Here is a 14,848-nt window from a genome sequence, read left to right on the forward strand (position 1 = left end):
CAAACCGAACCGAATCGACTGGAGGTGTGACATGGCTGCAATTGGACCGATCTGCGACGCACTGGTAACCGTAGGCACGTGGGCAAGCCGTGCAGCACCGGTAGCGAAGTTCTTCAACGACGTGCTGGCGCTGTTCTGATTAACGCGCGACGAAGCGCAAACCGAACCGAATCGACTGGAGGTGTGACATGGCTGCAATTGGACCGATCTGCGACGCACTGGTAACCGTAGGCACGTGGGCAAGCCGTGCAGCACCGGTAGCGAAGTTCTTCAACGATGTGCTGGCACTGTTCTGATCGGTGCGCGCTGAACGTCTGAAGGTGCGAGATGCGTTGGGGATCCATCGGGTGAGGCAGCCATTCCGATGCGGTAAGCGAGTGCTTCCCGGACCTGGCTGCCCCCTCATCTAAGACAGCATCAGGAAGCGGAGCACACCGTTTCGGGCGCCTGAGCGAGACCCGAGCGGAGGTAAGGCAACAAACTGGCGAGCCCGAGGGCCGCCATCGCGGCACCGATCCAAAGCGGTGCGCGCATGCTATACCCGGCGTCGATGGCGGCACCACCTGCCCACGTCCCGAAGGCGAGACCGGCCGTAATCACTGACGTATGCATCGTATTGACGAGCGGCCCCGGTGCTGCGGCCCGCATCACACGAGCGACCATCGCCGGATTGAGCGAGACGCCCGTCAGCCCGATGGCGGCGAACGCGGCGATACCGACCGGCGTCAACTCGGCCCAAAGCGCAAAGCTGATCAACGCGAGTGCGAGCACTGACAAACCCGCAATCAGTACGGTGAGCGTATGACGGTCGGCGAAGCGCCCGACGACGGCGTTGCCGATGATGTTTGCGATACCGTACATCGCGAGCAGATTCGGAATCGACGTGGCCGACACGCCGGCGACATTCAGAAAGATCGGCGAGAAGTAGCTGAACGCGGCGAACGTCGCGCCGATGATCAGACCGCTGGTCGCAAACGCGGCCCACAGCGGACGATTCAGCAGCGAGCGAAATTCCGCCGCCAGGCTGACGACTTCCTCTTCCTGCTTTTCACTCCTGGGTGCCCAGAGCGCAACCGCCACCGTGCAAAGCGCGGCGAGCACGGCGACGAGCCAGAAGCTGGCGCGCCAGCCATAGTGCTGTTCGATGAAGGCCGTGAGCGGCACGCCGACGACCGGCGAGAACATCAGCCCGCCCAGCACGAAGGACGCCGCGCGCCCGCGAACCGACGGCGCGACGAGATCCGCGCAGAGGGTCAGCGCGACCCCGAACGTTGCCGAGCTGGCTACCCCCATGATGATCCGGGCGAGGGCCATCACTTCATAACGGGTCGAAACGGCAGCCAGCACGCCGCCGGCCACGTTGATGCTCAGCAACCAGATGAGCGCACGTTTGTGCGGGGTGCGCAGCGCGAGCAGCAGGGCCGTGAGGACCGGGCCGCCGATGGTCATGCCGAGGGCGTAGAGCGAGATCAGATTGCCAATGTCGCCGATACCGACGTTCATTGCGTGGGCGAGCGCAGGCATCATGCCGGCGACCATGAATTCCGCGGTCGTCATCGCGAAGACGGTGAGTCCTAACAGGTAGACGACAGGCGGCATTGTCGATTTTTGCGTCATAATTTTAACGATCATTCCATAATCGCGGATGTGAATGGCGTCCGCGAGGGGGGATTTAGGGTGTCAGGTGTTTTGGATGGTGTGTTGCGCGAGAAAGTCAGCGGTGAGGTGACGGGCGGTGCCGAACGTCACAATTGATCGAGCGTGCCCTGCATGACGCCTTCGAGAAAGGCGCGGTCGTGGACGGTGCGTCCGAGGGCGCGCAGACCGTAGTAGCTCGACATGAACGTACGGGCGACGACGACGGGCGAGCGCTGGGTGGAGAGTTCGCCGTTGTGCTGGCCGATCGCGATCAGGTGCACGAGCACTTGTTCGATGCGGGTGAAGTAAGCCTGACTGATTCTACGAACCTTCTCGTCCTTTGCGCCGCGTTCGAATGCGGCGAAAAGGGCCATGCAGCCGCGTTGCTTGTCGGGATCGAGGTCTTCGTCGATGCCCCACTGCATCATGGCGCGCAGCCGATCCTTGACGGAGCCGGGGGCGTTGAGAATGTCGGCTTGCTTCTGAAGGCCGAGCGTCTGATAGCGTTCGAGCGCTTCGTGATAGAGGTGGAGCTTGCTGCCGAAGGCGTTATAAAGACTGCCGCGTCCGAGCCCTGTGCATTCGACGAGTGCCTGCGCGGACGTGCCTTCATAGCCGTTCGTCCAGAAGACGTCCATGGCGGCGTCGATGACGGCCGCGTCGTCGAATTCTCTGGGTCTGCCGCTCATGATGGGCCTCGTCGAATCGTGAGGATGGGAAATGGCCGGTGCGCAAGACGCAACGGTGGATGGCGTGACTATAGGCTATTTTTGACTCATCGTTCAAATAACCGGACGTGAGATGTGGGTTTGGCGCGTGCCGGGATCGGAGTGCCTCGCAAAATGCAGCGAAGCCGTCACAGGACGGCTTCGGCGGGGGCCGCATCCGTTCGCGGGGACTTGGTGCTACTTGGCGAACATGGGAGAGATGAGCGTTCTGAGGCTATCGAGCACGAGGGGCAGCGGATGTCCCATCTGCACGTGCACGATGGCGCCGTCGACGGCCAGGGCGAGGGCCCGCGCTTTCGCGGCACGAGTGTTGCCCGGAGCGACGAGCGTTTCGATGGCGGACGTCATGTCGTCCTTATGCTCTCGCACGATTTCCAGAATCTGGGGATCGGCGGTCCCGAGTTCGGCCGACGAGTTCAGGAAGGCGCAGCCTCTGAAATCGTCCCGCGAGAACCATTGCGCGAGCGTGGCGACGAGCGCGTCGGCCGGTGATTGGCCGGTGGCTACCTGCGCGTCCAGCGTCGTGCGAAACCAGTGGATCCAGCGCACATGCCGATAATCCAGATAGGCGCGGATGAGATCGTCCTTGCTGGGGTACTGGCGATAGAACGTGACCTTGGCGACCTTCGACTGCTCGATGATCTTGTCGATTCCCGTCGCCCGGACGCCGTCACGATAGAACAGATCGTGCGCCGCGACGAGGATGCGATCGCGCGGCGATGATTGGGCAGGGGAGTCATGAGTAGGATTCATAGGGGAATTGTAGACAGATCGGTCTACCGCGTCTACACTCCGTCATGTAGACAGATCTGTCTACTTGTCTCACCTTATCTCATTGTCAGGAGTCGTCATGGAAACACGTCCCCCTCTGCCGCCGTTCACGCGAGAAACCGCGATCGAGAAAATCCGTTTGGCCGAAGATGGCTGGAACACGCGCGATGCGGCCAAGGTCGCGCTGGCGTACACGCTGGATACGAAATGGCGTAATCGGGCGGAGTTTGCGAGCAACCGTGCCGAGGCGCAGGCCTTTCTGGAGCGCAAGTGGCGCAAGGAACTGGACTACCGTCTCATCAAGGAGCTTTGGGCATTCGACGGCAACCGGATTGCGGTGCGTTACGCCTACGAATGGCACGACGACGCGGGCAACTGGTTCCGGTCGTACGGCAATGAGAATTGGGAGTTTGCGGAGAACGGGCTGATGCAGCGTCGCTACGCGAGCATCAACGACATGCCGATCAAGGAAAGCGAGCGCAAGTACCACTGGCCGCTCGGACGACGTCCCGACGATCATCCCGGGCTGACGGAACTGGGCCTCTGAAGCGGTGAAGTCGAGATGTACCTGCTCCGGCGCCCCATCGCGCGGCGCTGGAGTGATTGCGAATAGGCGAAGCAACAGATCGCTGTGACGTTGTGCGTCAGGGCGCTAGCGGAAACCTGCTGGGAAGTAGAAGACTTGCAGAACAGAACGTATCGAGAGATCGCCCGAGGGGCGTGAAGCGTTCTGGAGCGGGCGATGGGAATCGAACCCACGGCTCTAGCTTGGGAAGCTAGGGTATTACCATTATACGACGCCCGCGAAGAGGGCTATTTTACGCGGGGTTAGGGGTGTTTGGCAATCGTGATCTGATCGCGGTGATCGACGTTCGAGACATCGATCACCGCGGCCCCTCGGCGTGTTTAGCGCAGTTCCGGCATTTTCAGTAGGGTGTCTTGCAGCTTGATCATGGCGTCTGCAGCAGCCCGGCGACCGGAGAGCGAAAAGTCGCTCTTGAATTCGCTAAAGTCTGCGTGGCCGGTGCCGGTCACGGTCTTTGTGGCGAAAATCGTGCCATCCAGATTCCGAATCTCGCACTTGAGATTGACCGTGAAATCCGTTGCTGGCCAGGTGACCAAACTCGTCGACGAGGAATCCGTCGTTATCGTAGGGACCACGACATAGGCAAGCGCGTTTTTCTGCGTCGAGGCATCGTCTGAAGATTTCAGGCGCGATACGTTTGTGAAGACGTTCGAAAACATCTTGTAGAACGCAGTTTCGGTATCGGCATACGGCTTGTAACTTATTTTGTCACCTCCTCCACCTGGTGTCGTAACAGTCAATTCACGCAACTGATCCGTGATAACAAAACCCACGTGCTTATCGACGCGCGTGGCGCCTTCCGGTGCATTCACTGCCGCAATGTCCGGGCTCATGCTGACCTGATGCGCACAGCCCGACGCCAGCGCCACGATGAACATGGCGCAGAGTAGTTTGAAAACTCGCATTTTTTCTCCGCGACGGATGGCGTTTATTGAAGTGCTTTCAGGAATGCGTCGTCATCGAGCAATGCCGTCAAGAGCTTCTGAACAAGCTTGGGATACGCCTCGGTGGCGCGCGGAATGGCGATGGCCGCCACGAAGTTCGATGACCACTCCGTCTCGGCAGATTTCACTTGGTCATAGCGCGTTGTGTTGCCGCTTGTCACGACGATGCGTGCCTTGATGACGCCCTTACCCGTCGCGATACCCGTGTCGACGTCATTCTCCAGCAACGTGCCGGTAATCTGAACTGGCGACGAAGGTGCGAGCTTGCCGGCCAGTGACAACTCCTGCCTTATCGCTTCTGCAAGATACTGGCTGTAAGAGTTGCCATAGGGTGAAGACATGGATGTCGTGCGCAGCGCGATTTCCGATTCGGTTTTCAGGCCCGATGTCGGTGCAAATTTGCCAACGGCGACCTTGTAATCACCGCCTGCTTTCAACTTGTCGACGTTATCCAGCGAAGCGTTGTAGGTCGGTGCCGTCGTTGAGCACGCGCCGAGCAACGCGGCGCAGGACACCGCGAGTACAACCCCGATTCTCTTAAACATGGAAATCCCCGAATGACGTGTGAATGCCTCGCTACTCTGACGTTGCGTCGTAGCTGATCTAATACTTTATTTGTAATGCTGAGAAAGGATATGAGGCTGGTTTAAGACGTGTCAACGGTATTTCACATGAAAAAGAATCGATGTCCGAACGATGCAACAGCCAGGGCGCCAGAGTCGCCCCTTCCGCAGAAGAGCGCAACAAGGTAATCCCCCGCAAGCGTCAGTGCGGGAGTGGCATTGCGCCCGCTGTGAGCGCACGGCGCTACGACCGTCAAAACGTCCCTCCCCCGCGGTAAATCTCCTCAAATACACCTGAAACAACTCGCCCTTCACCTAGGGAATCCCCTGCTTCGTCAATTTAGTACGTTTACCGTATTATCAACTTAACGTATCAATTGACGCCGAGCGTCGCCCCAGCCATATCACCCACAGAAAGGAGACAACATGCCCATCAAGATTCTGGAACTTCATCACGTCGGATTCGGCGTTACCAATGCGGTAGCGGATGAAATGCGGGACTTCTACACCGATCTGCTTCAGCTGCCGCAGGACGAAACGCGCTGGAACATTCCCGGCATTCACGGCTACTGGATCAATCTGCCCAACGGCACTCAGGTTCACATTCTCGGTAGCGACGGTCCCTCCCCCTATGCGAAAGGACCGAATCAGGATCCCGTGAGCAATCACATCGCGGTGGCTGTCGAGGACGTGCTGGCCGCCGAAGTCGAACTTGTTCGTCGCGGCATCGAGTATTTCCAGCTCGATAACGTTGCGTCACCCAGCCTCAAGCAGCTTTTCATCCACGACCCGGCCGGCAACATGGTGGAAATCCATCAGAAGGACGCACGCCGGGCCGGTGTCGAGCCGAAGCGCCAGACCGAAGGCTGATCGATACAACGCGCGGGCGTCGCCAACGCGACATGCCACGCGCGCGTTCCCATAAGACAGAGGAGCCATCGGGATACATGACGCGCCAGCGCCGTCACGCAACCCCGATTGCATAAGGAGGAAGACATCATGAATACAGCAGCGCAAAGCCTGGGAGACGCCCCCGGAGATCTGACGCAGTTCCTGAAAGGCAACGGCACCGAAGGGATTTACACCGGGCAGGAATATCTCGATAGCCTCGACGACGGCCGTGAGGTGTGGATCAACGGAGAACGCGTGAACAAGGTCGTCGACCACATCGCGTTTCGCAATTCGGCCCGCATGACGGCCCGCCTCTACGACGCACTGCACGACCCGGCCAAGCGCGACTTGATGACCGTTCCCATCGAAGGTCAGGACGGCTACGTCACGCATCGCTTCTTTCAGGCGCCACGCAGCGTGGAGGAGCAGATCGCAAGCCGCGACGCCATCGCCGAATGGTCCCGCATGACGTTCGGGTGGATGGGCCGCACGCCGGACTACAAGGCGTCGTGGATCGGCACGCTGGGTGCGAACAAGGGCGCGTACGGCGAGTATCAGGCGCACGCGGACCAGTGGTACGACTACGCACGCCGCCGCGTCCCGTACATCAACCACGCGATCGTCAATCCGCCCGTGGATCGCTCGATTCCAGTGGAGCAGTCGGATGTCTTCGTGCGCGTCGAGAAAGAGACCGACGCCGGCATTGTCGTGAGCGGGGCGAAGGTCGTTGCGACCGGTGCAGCACTCACGCAGTGGACCTTCGTCGGCCACTACGGCGTGGTGCACAAGGACATTCGCTTCTCGCCCATCTTCATCGTGCCCACCGGCGCACCCGGCGTAAAGCTGATCTGCCGTAACTCGTACGAGAAGTCGTCCGCCGTTCTCGGCTCCCCATTCGACGCCCCGCTGTCGAGCCGTCTGGACGAAAACGACTCCATCCTGATTCTGGACAAGGTGTTCGTGCCCTGGGAAGACGTGCTGATGTACGGCGTCGACCTCTCCAACACCTTCATCCGCCAGTCCGGATTCCTGGGCCGCACGCTGCTTCACGGCTGCACGCGTCTGGCCATCAAGCTGGACTTCATCATCGGCCTCTTCCTCAAAGCGGTCGAAATCACCGGCTCAAAGGATTTTCGCGGCGTGCAGGCAGCAGTCGGTGAAGCCATCGGTCTGCGCAACGTCATCTGGGGATTGTCAGACGCCATGGCGAAGTCGGACGATAAATGGGGTGACGGATTCGTCGCACCCAACGTCAATAGTGCGCTCGGCTACCGCACCATTCAGTCCGACGCCTATTCGCGCATTCGAAATCTCATTCAGAAGACGGTCGCCAGCGGCCTGATCTACCTGCCATCGCATGCCGCAGACTTCAAGCACCCGGAAATCCGCGCTTACCTCGACAAATATGTTCGCGGATCGAACGGCATCGATTCGGTGGAGCGCGTGAAGGTCCTCAAGCTGTTGTGGGACGCCGTCGGCTCGGAGTTCGCCTCGCGCCACGAGCTTTACGAGATGAACTATTCGGGCAGCTACGAGCAGAGTCGTCTCGATCCGCTGATGGTCGCCGAACACAATGGGCTCGCCGACCGTATGAAGGGGTTTGCGGATATCTGCATGTCCGAATACGACCTCAACGGCTGGACGGTCGCCGATCTGCGCGCTTGAGCGCCCAAGGATCAGATTCGAGGTGCCGAACCATGATTACCGAAATCTCCAACCTCTCCGCACTCTCCGCATTAACGGAAAGCGAATTCCGCCGCGCGATGAGCAGTTTTGCGACGGGCGTCACCATCGTCGCAGCGAACGACGGTGACGACGTTCACGCGATGACCGCCAGCGCTTTCATGTCGGGCTCGCTCTCGCCGCCACTGATCGTCATCTGCATCGGCCGTAAGAGTCGCCTTCACGATGTGCTCGGTCGCACCGATCGCTTTGGCGTAAGCGTGCTGCGCGACGATCAGCAATCGGTGAGCGGGCATTTCTCACGACAGGCGTCGGTGCAAGATCCGCCGACATTTGTGCAGATCCACGGCGCGCCGCTGCTGGAGACCGCGCTCGCCGTCGTGTCGGCAAGTATGGAAGCGCGGTTCGAGTGCGGAGATCACACGCTGTTCGTCGGCCGGGTGCTTCACGCTGCAAGCGAGCCGGCGCAACAAGCGCCGTTGATTCACTACGCAGGGAAGTATCGCCATTTGGAGAACCCTGGATTGCTGAGTGCCTGAGCGCGCTCCCCCTTACTTCGTCATATGACGAAGTAAGGGGGCGGCACCCGAGGAGCTCGTCAGCGTCCGGATTTGACTTTAGGAGAGGGAGCGGCGGAGGCAGGCGTGTCCGCGTGATGGCCCTTCAAGTGTCCCCATATCTTGGAGAGCAGCGTTTGCAGCACCGATGCCTCTTCATCGCTCAGAACGGAGACCAGCGATTCGCAAGAGCTCCAGAAATCCGGCAGGGCGTCATTGAGCAACTGCCGGCCCTTCGGCGTGAGTTCAAGCACGAAACTACGGCGATCCTGCTTATGCGACTTTCTTGCCAGCAGCTTTCGAACTTCGAGCCAATCCAGCAGACCGGTGACGCTTGATCGCGTCACGTCGAAATACTCGGAGATGTAGGTCGGTGTGAGGGTCTCGATATCCAGCAACCCGCGTTCGGCCAGACCGAAGAGCATCAGGATGTCGAATTTCTTCTCCGTCACCCCGTGCGGCAAGAGCGTCTTGTTGAGATGTGCGGCGACGTCGTCGCTCAGCCACAGCATCAGCAGTCCTACGGACGCCGATTTGTGTCGAAGCGCGGCGGACCCCGTCTGATTCAGCAGTTCGAGATGGGGCGCTGTGGCGGCTTCGGCGCTACGCATCGTATGCGGCGTGGCAACCGTCAGGGAAGTTTGCGCAGGTTTTGATGTTTTTGAGATTTTGGAGTTGGCCGTCATTCGTAATCACAACTGAGCCAGCCTCGCGACGCTCGACCACTACGTCAGGGCAGCGCCATCCGGGCTGAAGTTTAGCGTTGATGTTTCGTCGATATCTGCATCGGTCGCAGCGTCGGTTTTGCACAAGGGCAATAGCACCTGCGTCCGCCATATTACTACGCTTGACTCACTATCCGTCAGGCGAATGAATTTGAAGGAGAAGAGGGATGTTGCACACGATTTCGAAGCGTCACCGCGCGCATTCTCCGGCCCGGGTAGCACGAGGGGCCAACTGAGCTGCGCGCCATGTACTTTCCCATGTCCGAATTGAATGGTGAGCAGCGCAACAAGTTGCTTCACTCCACTGTCGTGCCGCGCCCGATTGCGTGGATCTCTTCGTATTCGAGCGAGGGCCGCCTGAATGTCGCGCCGTTCTCGTTCTTCAACCTGATGTCGGGAGACCCGCCGCTGCTGAGCGTCTGCATCGGATCGCGGCAGGGACGCCTGAAGGATACCGCCAGAAACATCGCCGATACCGGGGAGTTCGTCGTCAACCTGGTCTCCTACGCGTCGATCGAGCGCATGAATATCACGTCGATCGAGTTCGACCCCGAAATCGACGAATCCACTGAAGCCAAGCTCGAAACCGTGCCCTCGCGGCTGGTCAAGGTCCCGCGCATCAAGGAAAGTCCGGCGTCGTTCGAGTGCAAGACGCGTCATGCCCTTGATATTGACGGTCGTCGACTACTCGTCGTGGCGGATATCGTCAGCGCGCACATCGACGATCGCGCGATCGTGAGTCTCGAGAACATGTATTTCGATCCGATGGCGCTGGATCTGGTCGCACGTCTGCATAACCCCGGCTGGTACATGCGAGTGGCCGATCCGTTCAAGTTGGTGACCCCGTCCGTTCAGGCGTGGCAGGACACCAAGACGTCGCATGGAAGCGACGAACAATGATGCGGGAGAAGACAATGCTTTCGAAGGAAGACGTCAAACGGCTCGCGGCGGCACTTCACGCCAGCGAGAAGACGAGGGTGCAGATCGAGCACTTCTCGCGGCAATTTCCGGAGATGACCATCGCGGACGGTTATGCCATCTCGCGCGAGTGGATGAAGATCAAGCAGGCGGAGGGGCGTTACGTCGTGGGGCACAAGATCGGCCTCACGTCGCGCGCCATGCAGCAGGCGAGTCAGATCACCGAGCCCGATTTTGGCACCTTGCTCGACGACATGCTCTTCGCGCCGGGCGATATTCCGTTCGAGCGCTTCATCTCCCCCCGAGTCGAGGTGGAACTTGCGTTCGTGCTCAAGCAGCGTCTGCCTGCGGGGCCGCTCAGCGTGGCGGATGTGCTCAATGCTACCGACTATGTCCAGCCGGCCATCGAGATCATCGATGCCCGCATCGAGCAGCGCGACAGGCATACGGGCGTTATGCGCCGGGTGTTCGACACCATCTCGGACAACGCCGCGAATGCCGGCGTGATTCTCGGTGGCGAGAAGGTCAGCCCGCACGACATCGATTTGCCGTGGTGCGGGGCCGTTTTGCGACAAAACCATATCGTCGAGGAAACCGGCCTTGCCGCCGGCGTGCAGGGACATCCCGCCATCGGTGTGGCATGGCTTGCCGAAAAGCTTGCCCCGTGGGGCGATGCACTCTTGCCGGGCCATGTGGTGCTGGCCGGCTCCTTTACGCGTCCCGTCGCCGCACAGCGAGGCGATCATTTCGAGGCCGACTATGGTCGCCTCGGTCGCCTCACGTTCTCTTTCGTCTAGGTCGGCCCAACGCAATCATGAATACGCCGCAGAATCCTTTCAAGCAAGCGCTCGCCACCGGCCATCCCCGGCAAATCGGTCTTTGGGTCGGACTGGGAGACGGGTACGTCGCCGAGCTACTGGCCAGTGTGGGTTACGACTGGCTGCTCATCGATGGTGAGCACGCCCCGAACGATTTACGCTCCGTGCTCGCGCAGTTGCAAGGCATTGCCAGCGCGAGCGCCGCGCTGGCATCGGATGCCCCCCGCTCGCACCCCATCGTGCGCGTGCCGGTTGGCGATGCAAAGCTGATCGCTCAGTATCTCGATATCGGCGCGCAGACGATATTGGTGCCGATGGTCGATACCGCCGAACAGGCTGCAGCGCTGGTTCGTGCCATGCGCTACCCCCCTGAGGGCATTCGCGGTCTGGGCAGTGCGCTGGCTCGCGCTTCGCGTTGGCAGACATATTCGAACTACCTGCACGAAGCGAACGGACAGACGTGCCTGCTGGTACAGGCGGAAACGGTTGAGGCCATGCGCAACCTCGATGCCATCGCGGCCACACCCGGTGTCAATGGCGTCTTCATCGGACCGGCAGACCTTGCAGCGTCGATGGGCTTCGTCGGTGCTGCGAGTCATCCGGAGGTGCAGGCCGCCATCGCCGACGGCATTGCGAGCATCCGGCGAGCGGGTAAGGCGGCCGGCATTCTGGCTACGGACGAGACGCAGGCGAACCGGTGGCTAGAGGCCGGCGCCCAATTCGTCGCGGTCGGCGTCGATACGCTGCTGCTTCGTCACACAGCCACCCAGCTACTGACGAAATTCAGGCCCGGAAAAGCGGTCTGATGCAGTCGGATGCCGTTCAGTGGCTTAACTGAACGGCATCCCGCATGACGCCCGAGGGTGACTTTTTCGTTTTGGCCGTCACCCTGACGAGCGCCAATCGCCTGCCGTGGGTATGCCGCCCCCATCACCACCGATACCGATACCCCACCTGTCCGTAAACATTGCGACGGTAATCGCCGCCCATGTTGCGGGCGTACTTCGCGCCGGCGTACAGCGATGAGGCGCGTCCCAGTGTGGCTTCGACGCCGGCGCCGATTTCATACCAGGTCTTTGACAGACTGCTGTCGAACGTTGCACCGCCGACGTTCGTCGCGCCCGGCGACAGGAAGTCGTGCACCACATCGACCGTCAGGTACGGCGCAGCCGACCCGACACCGACCGAATTGCCCAGATCCGGCGTGTTGAGCTTGAAACCGACGCGTCCTCGCAAAGCATTCGTCGTGTTGCCCGACACCGACGAAACGCTGTCGCTGAACCCGTTCAGATGCAGGTACTGATAGGCCAACTGCATCTGCGGCTCGATGGTGAAGCCCGAACCCAGGATCGAGAACTTATGCCCGATCTCGCCCGACAACGCCGCACCGAAACCGTTTTGCGTCGCGCCCACGCCCGACACGTCGCTGTACTTGTTGCGATAGTGCGAGAACTGCGTCGTCACGTCGATGAATGCGCCCTGCGGCAAGATGCGCGTCCAGTACGCCCCGACCGATTGCGCCTGCATCGACACCGAACCGGTCGCCGATGTGAGCGTCGGGTCCTGCGTGCGCGCACTGTCGGAGAACGACGCCGACGCCGCACCGAACGTCGCCGTCAACCCAGCCAGCGCACTGCCGCCCATGCCCGAGGCGTCGGTATTCAGACGCCAGTCACGCCCGAACTGCGCTGCGAACAGGCGCTCATCCGCCCCGAATCGGCCCGACATCGTGCTGTCCATCGTCTTGCCGTACACACGTCCCCAGACACTGTTCGATGCATCGTCGCCCACACCGCCGTTCGTGCGCACGCTGCCCAGACGCTCCTGCATCCGGCCCAGCATCGTGAAGCCGAAGTCGGCGTTCAACTGCGGCGTCATGGCGTACGCGACCGTCGCAGCACGGTACGCCGTCTCGCCCGACGCGTACGACGTCGACAGGAACCAGCTCGGATCGCCACCGACCGGGCCGACCTTGCGAAGCAGATACTGATACGCGCCCGCCTGCACCGGCGAGTCGAGCTTGAACGCGCCGTCCGACGCCGTGCCATTGACCTGCACCAGTTCAAGCCCGTTGCCCGAGGTCGGTACGCCCGCACCGGACACCTTGAGTTTCAGGAAGGTCGTGCCGCTCGCGTTGCCGTTGATGACCAGTTTGTCCGACGCGACCGAGCCGTCAGGGCTGATCGTCGCGCCCATGAGCGCCGTGCCGTTGTTGCCGACGTAATTGCCCGCAATCGTGAACGTCCCGAGGGTGCCTGCCACCGCGCCTGGCGACGCACTGCCGACCGCGATGATGCCCGCGTTCGTCACGCTGCCCAGCGTGCCGCCGTAGCCTGCCAGCGTCGCGCCACTGGCCACGGTCGTCATGCCGCTGCCGAGCGTGGCGCTCCGATGCGACGCATCGCCGACGATCACCGTGGCGCCGCTCGCGAGCGACGTCGGCCCTGCGTACGTGCTCGCACCATTAAGCGTGGTCGTGCCGGCGCCCAGCGAGACGGACGAGAAATTCGAGATGGCGCCGTTATAGCTGAATGCGTTGCCCGCCCCCGGCGTGATCGTCAGCGTGCTGGCGCCCGTGCCGCCCGAGATGTCGCCGTTCACCACCGCCGAGCCGCCCAGAATCTGGAGGTTGCTGTTGCCGCTGCCCAGATCCACGGCCTTGCCGCTCTGGTCGGCGGTAATCGTGCCGTAGTTGATCACCGTGGCATCGTTCGCGCCGGTATTGACCGCTGCGGCCGTTGCACCACCGCCTTCCAGCGTGCCGCCGGCCTGGTTGACGATGGTCACCGTGAAGGCGTTGCGTGCGCCCGTCACCGCAATGGCCGAATCGCTCTGGCCGCGAATGAGACCGCTGTTGACGATGGTCGTGTTCGTGTAGATGCCTTGCGGCGCAATGGGCAACCCCGAGACCGGATCCTTGTCGACGCCGGCGAGCGTAATGCCGCGTCCGATACCGCCGGGCGTGTTCTCGCCGACGATCGTGCCGCTGTTGACGATGGTGCCGCCGCCGACCGTGACACCTTCGCTCACATCGTTGTTCGCTCTCGCGCCGCGAATCACGCCGGAGTTCGTGATGTTGACGATGCCGTCGACGTCCACCCCGTCGCCGTCAGCCGTCACGCCGTTTCCGATGATGGTGCCCGCGTTGACGATGGTGACGACTTCCTTGGCGTTGAAGCCGTCGATGTTGATGCCGGACCCGTTCATGCCCTGAATCGTGCCGCCGGCATTGTTCGTCACCGACAGCTTGAACGTGCCGTCGGTCGTGGTATCGACGCCACCGGTAATGCCGTGACGCGCGCCCTGAATCACGCCGGTACCGGCGTTGACGATGGTCACACCGCTGTTGGACTGCGCGTCGACACCGTCGCTGCTGCTCGTGCTGCCCGGATTGTTGGTCGAGCGGATGATGCCCGCGTTGTTCACCACGCCGTTCACCCCGGGACGAACCGCATCGGCTTCGTTCGCCTGAATGATGCCGCCCGCGAAGTTGTTCAGGACGTTGGTGCCGGTGGTAATGGCGTTGAAGTCGATGGCCTGACTGCCACCGGCCGACGTGTTGGTCGACGTGAGCGTGCCGTAGTTGTTGAAGACGATATTGCTGTTCGCCTTGTTCATCTGGATCACGTCGGCGTCGAACGTGGTCATGCTCGCACCGACACCGTTCGTGATGGTCAGCGTCAGGCCCCCGGTGTTGTCGCGAATCGCGCGACCGGTGCCGGTCATGTTGATCGTGCCGTTGTTGACGAGGGTGGCGTTGCCCGTCATGGTGATCCCGACCGCGCTGCCACCGAGCGACAGCGTGCCGCCCTGATTGATGGTGCCGGTCTGGCCGCTCGACAGCGTCTGTGCGGTCGTGAGCGTTTGCCCGTTGACGATCTGGAAGTTAGCGGCGAAGGCGTTTTGTTCGGCGAAAAGCGCGATGACGCCCGCAAGAATGGCGATAGGTTTCATAAACCCCGATGTCCTCTTTGGAACTTGTTCGAAGTCGCCAAGTATTGGAGGGCGTCATGACGAATTCATGAA

The 14,848-nt window shown here is 61.1% G+C and carries 14 protein-coding genes and 1 tRNA gene; 7 read left to right on the top strand and 8 right to left on the bottom strand.

The window, feature by feature from the left end; genetic code table 11:
• Positions 1 to 417: 417 nt before the first annotated feature.
• From C5N93_RS13735 to C5N93_RS13745, 3 genes are all read right to left on the bottom strand, one after another.
• Positions 418 to 1,632, bottom strand: coding sequence for an MFS transporter (locus C5N93_RS13735; protein ID WP_242559701.1), 1,215 nt, complete (start codon positions 1,630 to 1,632; stop codon positions 418 to 420).
• A 113-nt stretch (positions 1,633 to 1,745) separates the two neighbouring features.
• A complete protein-coding gene (locus C5N93_RS13740; RefSeq protein WP_069344681.1) occupies positions 1,746 to 2,327 on the bottom strand; it encodes a TetR/AcrR family transcriptional regulator in 582 nt (193 codons plus the stop codon).
• 216 nt (positions 2,328 to 2,543) lie between these two features.
• The gene (locus C5N93_RS13745) at positions 2,544 to 3,119 is read right to left on the bottom strand and encodes a TetR/AcrR family transcriptional regulator (protein ID WP_242559702.1); all 576 of its coding nucleotides are present in this window, start codon (positions 3,117 to 3,119) and stop codon (positions 2,544 to 2,546) included.
• A gap of 97 nt (positions 3,120 to 3,216) precedes the next feature.
• On the opposite strand from C5N93_RS13745, the gene C5N93_RS13750 reads away from it, so the two are divergent.
• On the top strand, positions 3,217 to 3,684 hold the full coding sequence (locus C5N93_RS13750) for a nuclear transport factor 2 family protein (protein WP_069344679.1): 468 nt from the start codon (positions 3,217 to 3,219) through the stop codon (positions 3,682 to 3,684).
• Between the two features lie 184 nt (positions 3,685 to 3,868).
• Here C5N93_RS13750 and C5N93_RS13755 read toward each other — a convergent pair.
• The 3 genes from C5N93_RS13755 to C5N93_RS13765 all read right to left on the bottom strand — a co-directional run bounded on the left by C5N93_RS13755 (position 3,869) and on the right by C5N93_RS13765 (position 5,212).
• Positions 3,869 to 3,942 (bottom strand) — tRNA-Gly (locus tag C5N93_RS13755).
• A gap of 101 nt (positions 3,943 to 4,043) precedes the next feature.
• Positions 4,044 to 4,628, bottom strand: coding sequence for a hypothetical protein (locus C5N93_RS13760; RefSeq protein WP_242559703.1), 585 nt, complete (start codon positions 4,626 to 4,628; stop codon positions 4,044 to 4,046).
• Between the two features lie 23 nt (positions 4,629 to 4,651).
• Positions 4,652 to 5,212: a hypothetical protein gene (locus tag C5N93_RS13765; protein ID WP_242559704.1), complete on the bottom strand. Its 561-nt coding sequence runs from the start codon at positions 5,210 to 5,212 to the stop codon at positions 4,652 to 4,654.
• A gap of 444 nt (positions 5,213 to 5,656) precedes the next feature.
• Here C5N93_RS13765 and C5N93_RS13770 point away from each other — a divergent pair, with 444 nt between their 5' ends.
• The 3 genes from C5N93_RS13770 to C5N93_RS13780 all read left to right on the top strand — a co-directional run bounded on the left by C5N93_RS13770 (position 5,657) and on the right by C5N93_RS13780 (position 8,343).
• Entirely contained in the window at positions 5,657 to 6,100 is a 444-nt protein-coding gene (locus tag C5N93_RS13770; protein ID WP_242559705.1) for a VOC family protein, read from the top strand.
• Between the two features lie 129 nt (positions 6,101 to 6,229).
• Complete coding sequence (locus tag C5N93_RS13775) at positions 6,230 to 7,786, top strand: 4-hydroxyphenylacetate 3-hydroxylase N-terminal domain-containing protein (protein ID WP_242559706.1); 1,557 nt, start codon at positions 6,230 to 6,232, stop codon at positions 7,784 to 7,786.
• A 32-nt stretch (positions 7,787 to 7,818) separates the two neighbouring features.
• Positions 7,819 to 8,343 carry a flavin reductase family protein gene (locus tag C5N93_RS13780; protein WP_242559707.1) on the top strand — a complete coding sequence of 175 codons (525 nt, stop codon included), beginning with the start codon at positions 7,819 to 7,821 and terminating at the stop codon, positions 8,341 to 8,343.
• A 59-nt stretch (positions 8,344 to 8,402) separates the two neighbouring features.
• Here the strand turns inward: C5N93_RS13780 and C5N93_RS13785 are convergent, their stop codons facing one another.
• Positions 8,403 to 9,047, bottom strand: a complete 645-nt coding sequence (locus tag C5N93_RS13785; protein ID WP_242559708.1) for a MarR family transcriptional regulator — start codon at positions 9,045 to 9,047, stop codon at positions 8,403 to 8,405.
• 297 nt (positions 9,048 to 9,344) lie between these two features.
• Between C5N93_RS13785 and C5N93_RS13790 the strand changes: the two genes are divergently transcribed.
• Genes C5N93_RS13790 through C5N93_RS13800 form a run of 3 tightly spaced genes read left to right on the top strand, consistent with a single transcriptional unit; the run spans position 9,345 to position 11,628 of the window.
• Positions 9,345 to 9,986, top strand: a complete 642-nt coding sequence (locus C5N93_RS13790; RefSeq protein WP_242559709.1) for a flavin reductase family protein — start codon at positions 9,345 to 9,347, stop codon at positions 9,984 to 9,986.
• A 14-nt stretch (positions 9,987 to 10,000) separates the two neighbouring features.
• Positions 10,001 to 10,801 carry a 2-oxo-hept-4-ene-1,7-dioate hydratase gene (hpaH, locus tag C5N93_RS13795; protein ID WP_242559710.1) on the top strand — a complete coding sequence of 267 codons (801 nt, stop codon included), beginning with the start codon at positions 10,001 to 10,003 and terminating at the stop codon, positions 10,799 to 10,801.
• A gap of 17 nt (positions 10,802 to 10,818) precedes the next feature.
• On the top strand, positions 10,819 to 11,628 hold the full coding sequence (locus tag C5N93_RS13800; protein ID WP_242559711.1) for an HpcH/HpaI aldolase/citrate lyase family protein: 810 nt from the start codon (positions 10,819 to 10,821) through the stop codon (positions 11,626 to 11,628).
• Positions 11,629 to 11,752: 124 nt separating this feature from the next.
• On the opposite strand, the gene C5N93_RS13805 is transcribed toward C5N93_RS13800, so the two are convergent.
• A complete protein-coding gene (locus tag C5N93_RS13805) occupies positions 11,753 to 14,776 on the bottom strand; it encodes an autotransporter outer membrane beta-barrel domain-containing protein (protein ID WP_242559712.1) in 3,024 nt (1,007 codons plus the stop codon).
• Between the last annotated feature and the right edge of the window lie 72 nt (positions 14,777 to 14,848).

Origin of the sequence: Pandoraea sp. LA3 (assembly GCF_022696215.1) — a bacterium.
Classification (GTDB): domain Bacteria; phylum Pseudomonadota; class Gammaproteobacteria; order Burkholderiales; family Burkholderiaceae; genus Pandoraea; species Pandoraea capi.

What these genes read in the sequence shown, in the direction of transcription:
- C5N93_RS13735 (WP_242559701.1), bottom strand. Translation starts at nt 1,632, where the DNA reads ATGATCGTTAAAATTATGACGCAAAAATCGACAATGCCGCCTGTCGTC.
- C5N93_RS13740 (WP_069344681.1), bottom strand. Translation starts at nt 2,327, where the DNA reads ATGAGCGGCAGACCCAGAGAATTCGACGACGCGGCCGTCATCGACGCC.
- C5N93_RS13745 (WP_242559702.1), bottom strand. Translation starts at nt 3,119, where the DNA reads ATGAATCCTACTCATGACTCCCCTGCCCAATCATCGCCGCGCGATCGC.
- C5N93_RS13750 (WP_069344679.1), top strand. Translation starts at nt 3,217, where the DNA reads ATGGAAACACGTCCCCCTCTGCCGCCGTTCACGCGAGAAACCGCGATC.
- C5N93_RS13760 (WP_242559703.1), bottom strand. Translation starts at nt 4,628, where the DNA reads ATGCGAGTTTTCAAACTACTCTGCGCCATGTTCATCGTGGCGCTGGCG.
- C5N93_RS13765 (WP_242559704.1), bottom strand. Translation starts at nt 5,212, where the DNA reads ATGTTTAAGAGAATCGGGGTTGTACTCGCGGTGTCCTGCGCCGCGTTG.
- C5N93_RS13770 (WP_242559705.1), top strand. Translation starts at nt 5,657, where the DNA reads ATGCCCATCAAGATTCTGGAACTTCATCACGTCGGATTCGGCGTTACC.
- C5N93_RS13775 (WP_242559706.1), top strand. Translation starts at nt 6,230, where the DNA reads ATGAATACAGCAGCGCAAAGCCTGGGAGACGCCCCCGGAGATCTGACG.
- C5N93_RS13780 (WP_242559707.1), top strand. Translation starts at nt 7,819, where the DNA reads ATGATTACCGAAATCTCCAACCTCTCCGCACTCTCCGCATTAACGGAA.
- C5N93_RS13785 (WP_242559708.1), bottom strand. Translation starts at nt 9,047, where the DNA reads ATGACGGCCAACTCCAAAATCTCAAAAACATCAAAACCTGCGCAAACT.
- C5N93_RS13790 (WP_242559709.1), top strand. Translation starts at nt 9,345, where the DNA reads ATGTCCGAATTGAATGGTGAGCAGCGCAACAAGTTGCTTCACTCCACT.
- hpaH (WP_242559710.1), top strand. Translation starts at nt 10,001, where the DNA reads ATGCTTTCGAAGGAAGACGTCAAACGGCTCGCGGCGGCACTTCACGCC.
- C5N93_RS13800 (WP_242559711.1), top strand. Translation starts at nt 10,819, where the DNA reads ATGAATACGCCGCAGAATCCTTTCAAGCAAGCGCTCGCCACCGGCCAT.
- C5N93_RS13805 (WP_242559712.1), bottom strand. Translation starts at nt 14,776, where the DNA reads ATGAAACCTATCGCCATTCTTGCGGGCGTCATCGCGCTTTTCGCCGAA.